This is a genomic window from Novosphingobium jiangmenense (genome assembly GCF_015694345.1).
GTDB classification, from domain to species: Bacteria; Pseudomonadota; Alphaproteobacteria; order Sphingomonadales; family Sphingomonadaceae; genus Novosphingobium; species Novosphingobium jiangmenense.
The window spans coordinates 261441-276313 of sequence record NZ_JADQDC010000003.1; the positions used below are offsets into that span (position 1 = coordinate 261441).

At 65.4% G+C, this 14873-nt stretch carries 13 protein-coding genes; 7 read left to right on the plus strand and 6 right to left on the minus strand.

What is annotated here, in order from left to right; genetic code table 11:
* Window positions 1-123: 123 nt before the first annotated feature.
* The 3 genes from I2488_RS06415 (at window position 124) to I2488_RS06425 (ending at window position 4510) form a co-directional block, all read left to right on the plus strand.
* A complete protein-coding gene (locus tag I2488_RS06415; RefSeq protein WP_196274967.1) occupies window positions 124-1719 on the plus strand; it encodes an isocitrate lyase in 1596 nt (531 codons plus the stop codon).
* A 112-nt stretch (window positions 1720-1831) separates the two neighbouring features.
* Window positions 1832-1990, plus strand: coding sequence for a hypothetical protein (locus tag I2488_RS06420; RefSeq protein WP_011444689.1), 159 nt, complete (start codon window positions 1832-1834; stop codon window positions 1988-1990).
* Window positions 1991-2146: 156 nt separating this feature from the next.
* Complete coding sequence (locus I2488_RS06425) at window positions 2147-4510, plus strand: putative bifunctional diguanylate cyclase/phosphodiesterase (protein WP_343070997.1); 2364 nt, start codon at window positions 2147-2149, stop codon at window positions 4508-4510.
* Here I2488_RS06425 and purQ read toward each other — a convergent pair.
* Together purQ and purS are read right to left on the minus strand one after the other, a co-directional pair.
* Entirely contained in the window at window positions 4507-5184 is a 678-nt protein-coding gene (gene purQ, locus I2488_RS06430; protein ID WP_196274968.1) for a phosphoribosylformylglycinamidine synthase subunit PurQ, read from the minus strand. The genes I2488_RS06425 and purQ overlap by 4 nt on opposite strands.
* Before the next feature lie 17 nt (window positions 5185-5201).
* Window positions 5202-5435: a phosphoribosylformylglycinamidine synthase subunit PurS gene (gene purS, locus I2488_RS06435; RefSeq protein WP_039332834.1), complete on the minus strand. Its 234-nt coding sequence runs from the start codon at window positions 5433-5435 to the stop codon at window positions 5202-5204.
* A 435-nt stretch (window positions 5436-5870) separates the two neighbouring features.
* On the opposite strand from purS, the gene I2488_RS06440 reads away from it, so the two are divergent.
* The 4 genes from I2488_RS06440 (at window position 5871) to I2488_RS06455 (ending at window position 9783) form a co-directional block, all read left to right on the plus strand.
* Window positions 5871-6485, plus strand: coding sequence for a TetR/AcrR family transcriptional regulator (locus tag I2488_RS06440; protein ID WP_196274969.1), 615 nt, complete (start codon window positions 5871-5873; stop codon window positions 6483-6485).
* On the plus strand, window positions 6482-7456 hold the full coding sequence (locus I2488_RS06445) for an HlyD family secretion protein (RefSeq protein WP_196274970.1): 975 nt from the start codon (window positions 6482-6484) through the stop codon (window positions 7454-7456). The genes I2488_RS06440 and I2488_RS06445 overlap by 4 nt, the downstream gene beginning before the upstream one ends.
* A gap of 97 nt (window positions 7457-7553) precedes the next feature.
* Entirely contained in the window at window positions 7554-8477 is a 924-nt protein-coding gene (locus I2488_RS06450; protein WP_196274971.1) for an ATP-binding cassette domain-containing protein, read from the plus strand.
* Window positions 8478-8646: 169 nt separating this feature from the next.
* Complete coding sequence (locus tag I2488_RS06455; protein WP_196274972.1) at window positions 8647-9783, plus strand: ABC transporter permease; 1137 nt, start codon at window positions 8647-8649, stop codon at window positions 9781-9783.
* Here I2488_RS06455 and I2488_RS06460 read toward each other — a convergent pair.
* The 4 genes from I2488_RS06460 to purC all read right to left on the minus strand — a co-directional run bounded on the left by I2488_RS06460 (window position 9780) and on the right by purC (window position 14726).
* Window positions 9780-12626 carry a M16 family metallopeptidase gene (locus tag I2488_RS06460; protein ID WP_196274973.1) on the minus strand — a complete coding sequence of 949 codons (2847 nt, stop codon included), beginning with the start codon at window positions 12624-12626 and terminating at the stop codon, window positions 9780-9782. The two genes, I2488_RS06455 and I2488_RS06460, sit on opposite strands and share 4 nt — an antisense overlap.
* 49 nt (window positions 12627-12675) lie before the next feature.
* Window positions 12676-13056 carry a DUF5615 family PIN-like protein gene (locus I2488_RS06465; RefSeq protein WP_196274974.1) on the minus strand — a complete coding sequence of 127 codons (381 nt, stop codon included), beginning with the start codon at window positions 13054-13056 and terminating at the stop codon, window positions 12676-12678.
* An 18-nt stretch (window positions 13057-13074) separates the two neighbouring features.
* A complete protein-coding gene (locus I2488_RS06470; protein ID WP_214652237.1) occupies window positions 13075-13707 on the minus strand; it encodes a DUF433 domain-containing protein in 633 nt (210 codons plus the stop codon).
* A gap of 233 nt (window positions 13708-13940) precedes the next feature.
* On the minus strand, window positions 13941-14726 hold the full coding sequence (gene purC / locus I2488_RS06475; RefSeq protein ID WP_011444700.1) for a phosphoribosylaminoimidazolesuccinocarboxamide synthase: 786 nt from the start codon (window positions 14724-14726) through the stop codon (window positions 13941-13943).
* Between the last annotated feature and the right edge of the window lie 147 nt (window positions 14727-14873).

Genomic DNA, 14873 nt, shown 5'->3' on the forward strand with positions numbered 1-14873 from the left:
GCACAACTTTACAAGCAGATCCTGTAAAGTTTGACAACATCACTCCGCGCGCCGTTCCGCTCCAGCGATTCGCGCGTTACCCCGATCTCACACAGACGCACACCACGTGAGGGAACACGGGAAATGACCTACCACAGCAAGATCGTCGAAGCCGGCAAGGCCATCGCGCCTTTCGCCCAGACCTGGGATGGCATCGAGCCCGAGAACGTGGCCCGCATGCGCCTGCAGAACCGCTTCCACACCGGCCTCGACATCGCGCGCTACACCGCCAAGATCATGCGCCGCGACATGGAAGCCTATGACGCCGATCCGGCGAACTACACCCAGTCGCTCGGCTGCTGGCACGGTTTCATCGGCCAGCAGAAGATGATCTCCATCAAGAAGCACTTCGGCACCACCAAGGGCCGCTACCTTTACCTGTCGGGCTGGATGGTCGCCGCGCTGCGCAGCGAGTTCGGCCCGCTGCCCGACCAGTCGATGCACGAGAAGACCAGCGTCCCGGCGCTGATCGAGGAACTCTACACCTTCCTCAAGCAGGCTGACGCCCGCGAACTCGGCATGCTGTTCCGCGATCTCGATGCTGCCAAGAAGGCTGGCGATGCGGTCAACACCCACCGCCTGCTCCACAAGATCGACGAATTCGAAACCCACGTCGTGCCGATCATCGCCGATATCGACGCAGGCTTCGGCAATGCCGAGGCAACCTACCTGCTCGCCAAGAAGTTCATCGAAGCCGGTGCCTGCTGCATCCAGATCGAGAACCAGGTCTCGGACGAAAAGCAGTGCGGCCACCAGGACGGCAAGGTCACCGTCCCGCACGAGGACTTCCTCGCGAAGATCCGCGCGGTCCGCTACGCCTTCATGGAACTCGGCGTCGATGACGGCGTGATCGTGGCCCGCACCGACTCGCTCGGCGCAGGCCTGACCAAGCAGATCGCCTACGTGAAGGAGCCGGGCGACCTCGGCGACCAGTACAACAGCTTCCTCGATTGCGAGGAAGTCGATGCTGCGAACCTCGGCCACGGCGACGTGCTGATTGCCCGCGATGGCAAGCTGATGCGCCCCAAGCGCCTGCCTTCGAACCTCTACCAGTTCCGCCCCGGAACCGGCGAGGACCGCTGCGTGCTCGATTGCATCACCTCGCTCCAGAACGGCGCGGATCTGTTGTGGATCGAAACCGAAAAGCCGCACATCGGCCAGATCGGTGGCATGGTCAGCCGCATCCGCGAAGTGATCCCGAACGCCAAGCTGGTCTACAACAACAGCCCGTCGTTCAACTGGACGCTGAACTTCCGCCAGCAGGTCTATGATGCGATGGTCGAAGCCGGCAAGGACGTGTCTGCCTATGACCGCGCCAAGCTGATGAGCGTGGACTATGACGGCACCGAACTCGGCATCGAGGCTGACGAGCGCATCCGCACCTTCCAGCGCGATGCTGCGGCGCAGGCCGGCATCTTCCACCACCTGATCACGCTGCCGACCTACCACACCGCGGCGCTCAGCACCGACAACCTCGCCAAGCGCTACTTCGGCGAAGAGGGCATGCTCGGCTACGTCAAGCAGGTCCAGCGCGAGGAAATCCGCCAGGGCATCGCCTGCGTGAAGCACCAGAACATGGCCGGCTCCGACATCGGTGACGACCACAAGGAATACTTCGCCGGGGAGGCCGCCCTCAAGGCCGGCGGCGCCCACAACACGATGAACCAGTTCGCAGCGTAACAACAAATAGCCCCTCCCCTTGAGGGGTGGGGTTGGGGAGGGGTGTACCCCCTCTCAGACGAAGAAATCCTCGCGGCAATCACGCCTCGAAGATCCAGGATGGAGACCCACCATGGCTGAACCTGCACGTGCCCGCGCGGTCCTCTCGACCGAGGACTTCAAGCTGATCCGCGAAGCCGTACTGCACTACCTGAAGGCAATCGAGGACCAGCCCGAATCGGTCAAGTTCTCGAACCTTTACCACCGTCTTGGCAGCGCGCTCGGGCGTTAACCCCTCGCACTGCCTGCAAGGACCTTTCCTGGGGAGGAAAGTCCGGCCCGTCGCGTCTCAGCCGAGGCGCGGCGGGCTCTTTTCTGCGGTGAACGGTTCACCGAAAAGTGCGCGGCGCTTACCTTTGGCTAATGAATTCCCGGTAACCCCGGCAAGGTGAAGAACCCGCACGCGCCCGTTTCCGAAACTGCATCGGCCAAGCTGCCGATCCTCGCTGTCATCGGGCTGCGCGATCCGGCCGAGGGTGACTGGGGCCGCCTGCGCGGACTGCAATACTCCAGCCTTGCCAAGCTGACGTTCGCCCGCCTGGTCGCCCATGCGCTGGCGGCCCTGCTGGTCCTCCAGACGTACGCGGGCAACGTCCATGTCGTGTTTCTCGTTGGCTGGATGGCGCTGCTGGTCGGCGTGCTGATCTCCGGTGCGCGCTTTGACCGGACCCTGATCGACGCGGACCGGCGGCGGATCAGTCGCCAGGAAATGCACCGGCAGACGATCAGTTCGCTGTTCGTCGCGGTGGTCTGGGCGGTTCCGATGCTCGCCTTCTCGCCCTTCGGCGACCCGGCCCAGCGCATGACTCTCTGGACGGTCCTCGCCATGCTGATGACCGGCATGGCGGTAACCTTCGCGGCGATGCCGATGGCGACGGTGATGTTCGGCGGCATCGTCGGTCTGTCCGGCGTCGTCTCGTTCCTGATCTGGGGCGAGTACACCGCCGCCGCCGTCGCGGTCGCCTTCGTCACTATCGTCAGCGTCGGCGGAGTCGAGGCCGCGCGAACTTTCCTCGGCGCCCGCGTCGCCGAGGCGGGCATGGCGGAGAAGGCCGAAGTCGTCTCGCTGCTGCTGCGCGAGTTCGAGGAGGGCGATGCCGACTGGCTGTGGCAGGTCGATGCCAACCGCCGCGTCCGCTCGGTCAGCCCGCGCTTCGCCTTCGCCTTGGGCGAGGACCCCGAGGACGCCGACGGCAAGCCGCTGATCCAGCTCATCGCCGGCCCGGCCTGGGATTCCGGCCACTTCCATTCCAGCCTGCATGACCTCGCCGAGCGCCTCAAGCGCCGCGAGAGCTTCTCCAACCTGCTGGTTCGCGTCACGCTCCACGGCAGCCATCGCTGGTGGGAACTCTCGGCATCGCCCAAGGTCGACGAGAACGGCACCTTCATCGGCTTCCGCGGCGTCGGCTCGGACGTGACCGAACAGCGCGAAAGCGCCGAGAAGATCGCCTATCTCGCCCGCTACGATACCCTCACCGGCCTGCCCAACCGCCTGATGCTCACCGAGGCGCTGGGCGATGCCATGGGCTATGCCGAGAAGTGGCGCACGCGCTGTGCCTTCCTGATGATCGACCTCGATCGCTTCAAGGCGATCAACGATACGCTCGGCCATCTCGTCGGCGACCAGCTGCTGGCGCTGGTCTCCGAACGCCTCAGGCTGATCATGCGCGACGACGAAGTCTGCGGGCGCCTCGGCGGCGACGAGTTCGCGGTCGTGATCCGTGATGCCGCCGACGAGGAGCGCATCGGCGAACTGAGCGCTGCGATCATCGCCACGCTGTCGCAGCCTTACGAAATCGACCACCACATGCTCTACGTCGGCGCCAGCGTCGGGTCGGCCATTGGCCCGCGTGACGGTTCGACGGTCGAGACGCTGCTGCGCAATGCCGACCTCGCACTCTATCGTGCCAAGGACGAGGGCGGCGGGCGCCACTGCACTTACGAACCCTCGCTCCACGCCCATGCCGAGGAGCGCCGCAAGCTCGAGTTCTCGCTGCGCCACGCGCTGGAACGCAACGAATTCTCGCTGATGTTCCAGCCCGTCGTCGATGCGACGACCGAGGAGGTCCTGAGCTTCGAAGCGCTGATCCGCTGGAACAGCACCGAGCATGGCTTCGTCAGCCCGGCCAAGTTCATTCCGCTGGCCGAGGACACGCGCCTGATCGTGCCGATCGGCGAATGGGTCCTGCGCACCGCCTGTCTCGAGGCGATGAACTGGCCCGACCACGTCAAGATCGCGGTCAATGTTTCGGGCGAGCAGCTGCTCGATCCCTACTTTGCCGAGACCGTGGTCGGCGCGCTGGCATCAACGGGCCTCTCGCCACACCGGCTCGAGATCGAGGTGACCGAGAGCATCTTCGTGCGCGATGGCACCACCGCGCAGATGACGCTCGAGAACCTCATGGGCATCGGCTGCGGCGTGGCGCTCGACGATTTCGGCACCGGCTACTCGTCGCTGGGCTACCTCCGGAAGATGCGGTTCTCGACGATCAAGGTCGATCGCAGCTTCGTGCAGGGCGCGGCCAAGGACAATCCGGAAAGCCTGGCCATCGTTCGCGCCGTCGTTGCCATGGCCGATGCGCTGGAGATGTCGACCACGGCCGAGGGCGTCGAGACCGAGGACGAGCTGGCCTGCATCCGCCGCCTCGGTGCCAAGAAGATCCAGGGCTACTACTTCGGCCGTCCGATGAACCGGACCGACGCGCTGGCGCTGTTCAGCCAGACCCGCTTCCGCGAGCGGGCGGTCGGTTAAGCCGCGACCAGCCCGCGCACGACGCTTTCGAACAGCGCGCGGCCGTCCGAACCACCCTGCGCCGCTTCGATCATGCGCTCGGGGTGCGGCATCATGCCGAGCACATTGCCGCGATCGCCCAGCACGCCCGCGATGTTGCGCGCCGAGCCGTTGACGCTTTCCGCATAACGGAAGGCCACGCGGCCTTCGCCTTCCAGCCGGTCGAGCGTGGCGTCGTCGGCGAAGAAGTTGCCGTCATGGTGGGCGACGGGGATCGTGATCTGCTGGCCGGCGTCATAGCCGGCGGTGAACAGCGACTGGTTGTTATCGACCGTCAACTTCACGTCACGGCAAACGAAGCGGATGCCGGCGTTGCGCATCAGCGCGCCGGGCAGCAGGCCCGCCTCGGTCAGCACCTGGAAGCCGTTGCACACGCCGAGCACGGTCACGCCACGCTCCGCCGCGCGGACCACCGCCTGCATCACCGGCGAGCGAGCCGCCATCGCGCCCGAGCGCAGGTAGTCGCCGTAGGAGAAGCCACCGGGCAGGGCGATGAAATCGAGATTGTCGGGCAGGTCGGCATCGCCGTGCCACACGCGATGGACCGTGCCGCCGCAGACCTGCTCGATCGCCACCGCCATGTCGCGATCGCAGTTCGAGCCGGGGAAGGTGATGACGGCGGAGGTGAAAGCCATGGCGCGGGTTCCTAAGCTCAGGCGGCCTTTTCGATGCGGTAGTTCTCGATCACCATGTTGGCGAGGAGCTTGCTGCACATCTCGTCGAGCGCTGCGTCCGAAGTGGTGTCGGCCACGTCGAGTTCAATGACGCGCCCTGCGCGCACATCGTTCACGCCTTCGAAGCCGAGGCCTTCGAGCGCATGATGGATGGCGCGGCCCTGCGGATCGAGCACGCCGTTCTTGAGGGTGACAATGACGCGGACCTTCATCGGCGGGGCCTTTCGGACACTGAATGCTGGAGAATCTTGGGGGCGCCTATGCAACCTGATGGCCGGAAGAGCAAGGGCGAGATCAGGGATGATGGCGGGGGTTTACGCGGTTTACACTGTTCAGGGAAACTTCGTCAGCACCCCTGAAGCTGGCAGGACAATGCCCCCGGAGGCCGGAAAAGGGTCGCAGGAAGGGGCCAAGGCTCGTCATGATTCGCAGCCTAGCGCGTAATCCGTAAGTAGGAAAACGGGGACGCGCAGGTCCTTGAAATGTGGCAGGAATGCCGAGCCGCAGGACCGGCAAAAGTCCGTGCGGTGGCAGGTTGCCGGCCCCATCAAACGCACCCCACGCGCACGTCCGGCACCTGCCACCGCCCTTTTGCTGCCATAGCGATTGCCTGTTTACATGACTGACGCGTCAGTTATTATCAAGACATGCCACGCGTCACGCCAGCCGATCGCAGAGACCGCATTCTCGCCGCCGCGCGCGAGGAGTTTGCCGAACGCGGCTTTGCCGCCGCACGGCTCGAGGACGTGGCCAAGCGGGTCGGGATCAGCCGCGCCGCGCTCTACCTTGCCTTCGACAGCAAGGAGGCGATGTTCCGCGCGCTGGTTTCCGAAGTCATCACCGAGATGATGCCCAAGCTGCTGCCGAGCGACTACGGCAGCCTGCCCGCACCCGCGCTGATGCGGGCCTTCGTCAAGAACGCGATGAAGCGCATTGCCAGCCCGGACATGGCCTTCCTGCCGCGACTGATCGTGGGCGAGGGGCGCAACTTCCCCGAACTAGCGCGCTTCTATCACGAGACCGCGATGATCTGCGTGCTTGGCGCGATCGAGCGGTTGATCGTCCACGGCATCGCCCGGGGCGAGTTCGCCTGTCCCGATCCGAAGATCGCCGCGCGCAGCGTGGCCGGCGGGATCATCTTCGCCGCGCTGTGGCGCAACGTGTTCGAACCGGTCGGGGCCGAACCGCTTGATATCGACTGGATGGCCGAGAACCATGTCGGCATGGTGCTTTACGGCCTGTGCAAGGAGCTCCCCGCATGAAGGCACCGCCAAGACCGGTGATCGCGCTCGGTGTGCTGGCCCTGGCGGGTGGGGCCTATGCGCTGTTTGGCCCGAAAGCGGAGCCGGATCGCTGGCTGGGCTATGTCGAGGGCGAGCCGCTGCTGATCGCCGCGCCGGTCCCCGGGACGCTGGCATCGCGGCCTGTCACGCGTGGGCAGTCGGTCGAACGCGGCGCGCCGCTGTTCACGCTCGATCCGCGCACGACCGATGCCGAAGGGGCGCAACTCGCCGCGCAAGTCGCTGCGGCAAAGGCGCAGGCGGCGGACCTTTCCCAAGGCCGCAATCGCGCGCCCGAACAGGCGGCGGCACAGGCGGCATTGGCCTCGGCCCGCGCGCAGGCGGCCAGGGCAGGGGCAGACTTCGAGCGGATTGCGGCGCTGGCGGGCAAGGGCTTTGCCAGCCGGACCCAGCTGGATGCCGCGCGGGCGGCGCGCGATTCCGCCAGCGCGGCGGTGCAGCAGGCGCAGGCCGTGCTGGCGAGTGGTGGCTTGAGCGCCGGCCGGCCCGAGCAGCAGGCCGCCGCACAGGCAAGCGTCGGCGCCGCCGAAGCCGCCTTGCGCGCGCAAACCCGGCGGCGCGAGGAAATTGCCCCGCTGGCCCCGGCCAAGGGCGTGGTCGAACAGACCTTCTATGATCCGGGCGAATGGGTCCCGGCCAACCAGCCGGTGCTGTCTGTCCTGCCGGACGACCAGCGCAAGCTGCGTTTCTTCGTGCCGCAAGAGCGCGTGGCGGGGTTGAAGGTGGGGGCCACGGTGCATTTCACCTGCGATGGCTGCGGTGCGGGCGCACGCATGGCGACGATCAGCTATATCTCGCCGCGTGCCGAGTTCACGCCGCCGGTGATCTATTCCGAACGGGCGCGGGCCAAGCTGGTGTTCATGGTCGAGGCGGCCTTACCCCCGGCGCAGCCACTCCCGCTCGGACTGCCGGTGGCGGTGGTGCCGGAGTGAAGATGGTCCTGATCGTGGACGTGGCTGCCCTCCCTTGCCGAGGGTGCCCCTCCACCATCCTTCGGATGGTCCCCCTCCCCGGGGCGGGGAGGAATTGGTGAGCGATCTCGTCATCGATGTGCGGGGCCTGACCAAGCGGTTCGGGGGGCGGACCGTGGTCGATGACGTCAACTTGCAGGTGGCGCGCGGGTCGATCTGCGGCTTTCTGGGGCCGAACGGGTCGGGCAAGACGACGACGTTGCGGATGATCTGCGGGCTGCTGATCCCCGATGCCGGGGAGGGTGAGGTGCTTGGCCTTGACCTGCGCAAGCGGCGCGGCGCGATCAAGGGCCGGGTCGGCTACATGACGCAGAAGTTCGGGCTGTTTTCCGACCTGACCATTGCCGAGAACCTCGAGTTCTTTGCGCGCGTCCACGGTCTCGATCGGCGGCGCGAGCGCGTGGCCGAGGCGCTGGAAGGGCTGGGCCTGGCCACGCGCTCCGACCAGTTGGCGGGCAAGCTTTCGGGCGGGTGGAAGCAGCGGCTGGCGCTGGCGGCGGCAGTGCTGCACGAACCGGAAATCCTGCTGCTCGACGAGCCGACCGCAGGTGTCGATCCACAAGCGCGGCGCGAGTTCTGGGACCAGATCCACGAACTGGCGCAGGGCGGGATGACCGTGCTGGTCTCCACCCATTACATGGACGAGGCGGAGCGCTGCCACGAGATCGCCTATATTGCCTATGGCCGGATGCTGGCGCGGGGCACGATCGGCGAGGTGATTGCCGGGTCGGGCCTGCAGGCGTTGCTGGGCGAGGGGCCGGGGGCGGACCGGCTGGCGACGCGCATCGAGGGCCGTCCCGGCGTGGCGATGGCGGCGCCCTTCGGCACGGCAATTCACGTTTGCGGGCCGGACCTTTCGGCGCTGCGGGCGGCGGTGGCCGAGTTCGATGGCGTGACCTGGCGCGAGGCGCGGCCGAGCCTCGAGGATGTGTTCATCCACCTGATGCGCGGGGCCGAGGACAATTCGGTGGTGGTGGCGTGATGGGCCTCTGGCGTTTGTGTGTGGCGCTGCCCACCCCCAACCCCTCCCGCCTGCGGGAGGGGAGGCGGCAAACGGGTTTCAGCCCTCCCGCAAGCGGGAGGGCCGCGAGACTTTACGAGCCGCAGGCGAGTTTAGTCGCAGCGGGGTGGGACTGCGGGTGCCACAGACCATGAAATGGCGCGCGGCCTTTGCGCGGATTGCCGCGATGGTGTTCAAGGAAGTGCGGCAGATGCTGCGCGATCCCGGCACGATCGGCATGATGCTGATGATGCCGATCGTGCAGCTGACGATCTTCGGCTTTGCCATCAACAACGATCCGCGCCAGCTGCCGATGGCGCTGGAGATCAACGATACCTCGCAGTTCGCGCGCAGCATCGACGCGGCCTTGCGCAACACCACCTATTTTCGTGTCACGCATGTCGTGTCCGCGCCGGGCGAGGGGGAGCGGCTGCTGAAGGATGGCAAGGTGCAGTTCCTTGTCACCGTGCCGGTCGATTTCGGGCGCGATCTGGTGCGGGGCGAGCGGCCGCAACTGCTGGTCACCGCTGATGCCACTGATCCTGCCTCCACCGGCAATGCCCTCGGTGCGATCCAGCAGGCGGTGGATGGGGCGCTGACGCATGACCTGATCGGGCCGCTGGCGGCGCGGGCGCAGGGCACGCCACCGGTCGATCTGGTGATCCACCGCAGCTACAATCCCGAAGGCATCACCAGCCACAATACCGTGCCGGGCCTGCTCGCCATCGTGCTGTCGATGACCATGGTCATGCTCACCGCGCTGTCGGTGACGCGCGAGGTGGAGCAGGGGACGATGGAAAACCTGCTGGCGACCCCGCTGCGCCCGTTCGAGGTGATGGTCGGCAAGATCGTGCCCTATCTGGTGATCGGCATTGTGCAGATGGTGGTGATCCTGAGCGCGGCGCTGGTCGTGTTCCATGTGCCGTTCGAAGGAACGGTGGCGCTGGCGCTGTTTTCCACGCTGCTGTTCATGATTACCAGCCTGGCGCTCGGCTTCATGCTTTCAACGGTGGCCACCAGCCAGTTGCAGGCGATGCAGATGAGCTTCTTCTACATGCTGCCCTCGATCCTGCTTTCGGGCTTTGCCTTTCCGTTCAGGGGCATGCCGGTCTGGGCGCAGTGGCTGGCCGAGGTGCTGCCGACCACGCACTACATCCGGCTGGTGCGGGGGATCATGCTCAAGGGCTGGACCTTGGCCGATGCGGCGGGGCAGCTTGGCGTGCTGGCCGTGATGCTGGCAGTGCTGGGGACGGTGGCGGTGCGGCGGTATCAGGATACGGTGGCTTAACGCTCCGGCGCGCTTGCTCCTTCAGGCAGGACCAGCACCTGCACCGCTTTCTCCGGCGCAAGATATCGGCGCGCGATGGCCTGCAGGTCTGCTGCCGTCAGCTTTTCCAGCCGCGCGCGGGCCGACTTTGCCCGCGCCAGTCTGTCCGGCTGGGTCTGGGCGCGTTCGGCAAGAGCGCTCCAGCCGCCGTTGGTCTTGAGCGAATTGTCGATGCGTTCGAGCATCGGGGCGCGGGCGCGCTGCAGGACGTCGGCATCGACCGGGCCGGCGATCAGGGTGCGCGCAGTTTCCTCCAGCGCGGCGCGCGTGGCGGCAACGTCTGCAAGATCGACCGAAGCGCTCATGGTGAAGGTGCCGTAGCCGGTCCAGACGCGGCTGAGCGCCGAGGATGCGCCGGGGCTGTAGGCCTTGCCGAGCTTCTCGCGCACCGAATCCAGCACCTCGATCTCGGCGACTTCGGCGAGGAGCGAAAGGGCCATGGCCTCCTCCGGATCGCGGTCGTCGCGGGTGGGCCAGGTGGTGCGGACGATCGCCTGGTTGGCCTCGCCGGTGTGGCGGATGACTTGCAGGCCGCGCTTGGCGGTGAAGCTGCGCTGGCGTTCGGCGGCGTAGGGGCGGAAGACTGGTTCGCGTGAGGGGAGAGCGCCGAAGGTGCGGGCGACGGCGTCGATGGCGGCGGCTTCGTCGATGTCGCCGACTATGGAGATTTCCAGCGCGCCGTGGGCGAGGCGATCCGAGATCGCCTGCTTCAGCTTGCCGTAGCCAAGCGCCGCATAGGCCTCCTGCGGCTGCAGCGTGAAGCGCGGGTCGTTGTCCGAAAGGATGCCGCCGATGCTGTTGGAGAGGGCAGCGCCGGGGCTGGAGCGCAGGCGGGCGAAGAAGTTGGCGATGTTCTGGCGGTAGAGCACTTCGCCTTCGGGGCGGTAGCCGGGGTCGGTGAGCAGCGCGGCCATGAGCTGGAGCTGCAGCGTCAGGTCGCGCGGGGTGGTGGTGGCGTCGGCGGAGAAGGTGTCGCCCGCCGCGCCGAGGCCGAAGGCGACCGAGCGGCCTGCAAGCAGGGTCTGCAGGTCGTCCTCGCTGTGTTTGCCCAAGCCTCCGCGCGCGAGGACGCCGGTCATCTCGGTGGCGAGGGGATTGTCGCGGGTGTCGAGCATTTCCCCGCCATCGAGATTGAGGCGGACGTCGATGCGGTCCCTGGCAAGATCGGTGCGCTTGAGGTTGAGGCGCACGTTGTTGGCAAAGCGGATCTGGCGGATGCCGTAGAGCGCTTCGGTGACGTCCGAGACGACGGTGCCCGCCGGGCCGAAGTCGGTGTAGGCGAACGGGATCGGCGCGGGGACTTCACCGGCCGGAGCCTTGGCGCGGGTGGCCTTGGCCCATGTCTGGCGCAACGCCTGCTCGCCGCCCTTGGGCGCGGCGCGGCCCTGGAAGCGGATCAGCGGGTCCTTGAGCGGGACCGCTTCCTCTTTCAGCGCGGCCATGACGGTCTTTGGCGTGATTGTCGGGGCGAACTGGTTGAAACGGGCGAGGCCGGACTGCGGCGTCGTCGGCACCTGCTCGTCGCGGATCAGGGCGAGGGCGGCACCGACCAGCGCGCCGTGGGGGCGCGTGTCTGCCCCGGCGGCGGCATTCTCGAGGCCGGTGCGGATGTCGGCCAATTGCTCGTCGATCTCGGGCTGGGTGAACCCGCTGGCGAGGGCGCGGGCATAGACTCCGGCGGCAGCGGCGAACCCGCGCTGCCAGCCACCATCGACGGTATCGACGATGACATTGGTGGTGCGGCCGATCTTGAATACCTCGCTGGTGCCGAAGCCCGCGCCGCGGAACGGCGGATCGATCGCGCGGCTCAGGCGGGCGAGGCGGCGGTTGACGACGCCGTAGCCGATCTGGCGCAGGAGGTTGCGGCGGCGGTTGGCGATGGTGTCGGGCTCGTCCAGCCACGGCCCGTGGCGCGATGCGGTGACGCGCTCGGACAGCGAGGGATCGAGGTGGATGTCGACCCTGGCCTTCTGCCTGGGATCGACCTTGCCCTGATCGGGGCGCGGGGTTTCAGGGCTGGCCTGCCAGTCGGTGAAGCGGGCGCGGATGGCCTGCTCCACGGCATCGGGCTCAAAATCGCCGACGACGATCAGCGTGGTCTTCGACGGCACGTATTCACGTGCCCAGAAGGCCTTGAGGGCATCGGCCGTTGCGGCGTTCAGCGTCTCGACCGTGCCGATGGGGAGGCGTTTGGGATAGGTGGCGGCGGGGTAGAAGAAGGCGAGCTGGTCTTCGAGGTTGGTGCGGCTCCAGCCTTGTCCATCACGCAGTTCGGACAGGACGACGCCGCGTTCGCGCGCCACAGCCTCGGGATCGAACGACAGCTCGCTCGCCGTCTCGCGCATCAGCATCAGCGCGGTGTCCAGCAGCTTCGCATCGTTGCGCGGCAGGTCGAGCATGTAGAGCGTCTGCTCGAACGAGGTTTGCGCGTTGGTGTCCGCGCCGAACGAAAGCCCGTTGCGCTCCAGCAGCTTGACCATCTCGCCCTCGGGCACATGGGTGGAGCCGTTGAAGGCCATGTGCTCGACGAAATGGGCAAACCCGCGCTCGGCCTGGGTTTCGTCAAGCGAGCCAGTGGCGACGTCCATGCGCACTTGCGCGGTGCCCGCAGGCGTCGCGTTCTTGCGGATGATGAAGCGCATGCCGTTGGGCAACTGGCCGTAGCGGTAGGCAGGATCGGGCGGCAGGTCGCTCTTTTGGAAAGCCCATGTTGGCTTGGGCGCGCTGGCAAGCTGCGCAGGCTGCGCGGCGCAGGCGGCGAGAGACAGGGCAGCGGCGAGGGGAAGCAGGCGGCGCAGGATCATTGCGAGGGGGTGTGCCCGGTTGGGGGCGGGGGTGCAATGAAGAGTTCGTTTAACGATGCAGACGGATGCGGCGCTCACAAACCTCAAACATCATTGCTTCACTAGCCGTCACCGCCTCCGAAAACTCCAGTTCGACCAAAGGCATAAACTTGGTCAACCGACTGGCCGCCAAAGGGTAGGGTAAACAAAGCATAAGCCGACAAAGAGTTGGATACCGCGTTCGGTTTTTCTCCGATATTCGACGCTCAATTCGCTTCATGTCCACATCGTGACTAACAAGCACGCGCTGATCCTGAACCGCTGCCGTGGCGACTATGTGATCCTCGGTGCCTCGTTCCAAAATGTGGTAGGCGAAGACTACGTCATGCCCTCTTTTGACCAATGCTTGGCCCACAGAGAGTTGAACATTCTCGTCCAGCAAAAATCGCATAAGACAAATCAGATGCGATTACGCCACCTGAGTCAACCGGCACTTTTCGAGAACTACTTCGACATCACCTGCGGAAAGACTAGGGAACTCCGCCAAGATTTCGCCCAGCGAATACCCTGCATCGGCCAAAGCGCGCACGCTAGATACCGGAATGCGTGTGCCCTCAAAGACTTCTTCGCCGCCCATCACGGCCCTGCGTTTTGTGACTTTGCCGACAGCACCTGGTTTACGTCGCTTGAGCGCTTCGGCTTTCTCCCGGATTTCCTCAGCAATGCTTTCGAGAGGAATTGTAGCGCCATACTGGCCGGACACGGCCCCTTCTATCACGTCTGACGAAGGACGTCGAAAGTGGACTTCACCGTTCAGAGTGAAGAGTGTCAGTTGGCTCCACGGTTTGCCGCTGTGCTCCTTCAGGCGCTTGGCCGCTTCGCGAAGATGTTGCATCGAAACCCGCTCGCGGAGAATGGCCAAAGTCCTTAGGCCGACAACGTCCTCGAACGAGTAAATGCGGCTGTAAGGACTACGGCGATTCTCGTAGGCATATGCAGGAACAAAAAATCCGCTCAGGTCCCAGTCGATAAGCTGGCCTTCGGAGAGTCCGGTCAGATTCTGCACCTGCTTCATACTGAAGGCGGCGATTACGTCGGTCATGATCGCTCCTTCTCACGGCGACCTGACCCCCGCCGTCAGATCGGATTTCCCAAGGCTATACTGTGCCGGAGCGCAGTTGGCGGAGCAAGCGACTATTTAGCATTACGTCTAACCCAACGGGGTGAACCTGCAGTTAAGCCGCGACCGCAAATCTGCTCGAAAGTGCCTTTCGAACAGCAGGCATTTACTACCTCCCCATTTGTGCTTCGCAAAAACGGGGAGGATCTGGTGCTTTACTTCTTCCCGCGCAGCTTCCGATGCGCGCCGAGGTCGAACACCTCGCTCGGGCCACCGTCGTTTTCGAGCAGGCCGAGGCGGCGGGCGACTTCCTGGTAGGCTTCTTCTTCGCCGCCGAGGTCGCGGCGGAAGCGGTCCTTGTCGAGTTTTTCGCCGGTGGTCATGTCCCACAGGCGGCAGCCGTCCGGGCTGATTTCGTCAGCCAGGATCACGCGGCTGTAGTCGCCGTCCCAGATGCGGCCGAATTCGAGCTTGAAATCGACGAGGCTGATGTTGATCGCCGCGAACATCCCGCAGAGGAAATCGTTCACGCGGATGGCCATCGAGGAGATGTCCTGCATTTCCTCGTTCGATGCCCAGCCGAAGCAGGCGATGTGCTCTTCGGCAATCATCGGATCGCCCAGCGCATCGTCCTTGTAATAGTATTCGATCAGGGTGTGCGGCAGCGGCTCACCCTCTTCAATGCCGAGGCGCTTGGAGATGGAGCCTGCGGCGATGTTGCGCACGACCACTTCGATCGGAATGATCTCGGCCTGGCGCACGAGCTGTTCGCGCATGTTCAGGCGGCGGATGAAGTGCGTGGGGATGCCGATGTGGGCGAGGCGCGTGAACACGTACTCGCTGATGCGGTTGTTGATCACGCCCTTGCCGTTGATCGTGCCGCGCTTCTGCGCGTTGAACGCCGTGGCATCGTCCTTGAAGTACTGGATCAGGGTGCCGGGTTCGGGACCCTCGTAAAGGATCTTGGCCTTGCCTTCGTAGATCTGGCGGCGACGGGACATGATTTGCGTCTTCCTGCACGGCGCCGGGCAGCGGCCCGGCCAGAATACAAAACCCCGGCATCGCGTTGGAGGCGAATCCATCGCAAGCGCCGGGGCGTTCTTGCCGCCCATAAGCCAACATGCGCCAAAGTGCAATTGGATGCGCCT

Bases quoted from the DNA above. Each gene is read 5' to 3' on its own strand.
- I2488_RS06440 (WP_196274969.1), top strand. From the start codon at position 5,871: ATGCCACGCGTCACGCCAGCCGATCGCAGAGACCGCATTCTCGCCGCC.
- purC (WP_011444700.1), bottom strand. From the start codon at position 14,726: ATGTCCCGTCGCCGCCAGATCTACGAAGGCAAGGCCAAGATCCTTTAC.
- I2488_RS06465 (WP_196274974.1), bottom strand. From the start codon at position 13,056: ATGCGATTTTTGCTGGACGAGAATGTTCAACTCTCTGTGGGCCAAGCA.
- I2488_RS06415 (WP_196274967.1), top strand. From the start codon at position 124: ATGACCTACCACAGCAAGATCGTCGAAGCCGGCAAGGCCATCGCGCCT.
- I2488_RS06460 (WP_196274973.1), bottom strand. From the start codon at position 12,626: ATGATCCTGCGCCGCCTGCTTCCCCTCGCCGCTGCCCTGTCTCTCGCC.
- I2488_RS06420 (WP_011444689.1), top strand. From the start codon at position 1,832: ATGGCTGAACCTGCACGTGCCCGCGCGGTCCTCTCGACCGAGGACTTC.
- purS (WP_039332834.1), bottom strand. From the start codon at position 5,435: ATGAAGGTCCGCGTCATTGTCACCCTCAAGAACGGCGTGCTCGATCCG.
- purQ (WP_196274968.1), bottom strand. From the start codon at position 5,184: ATGGCTTTCACCTCCGCCGTCATCACCTTCCCCGGCTCGAACTGCGAT.
- I2488_RS06445 (WP_196274970.1), top strand. From the start codon at position 6,482: ATGAAGGCACCGCCAAGACCGGTGATCGCGCTCGGTGTGCTGGCCCTG.
- I2488_RS06470 (WP_214652237.1), bottom strand. From the start codon at position 13,707: ATGACCGACGTAATCGCCGCCTTCAGTATGAAGCAGGTGCAGAATCTG.
- I2488_RS06455 (WP_196274972.1), top strand. From the start codon at position 8,647: ATGAAATGGCGCGCGGCCTTTGCGCGGATTGCCGCGATGGTGTTCAAG.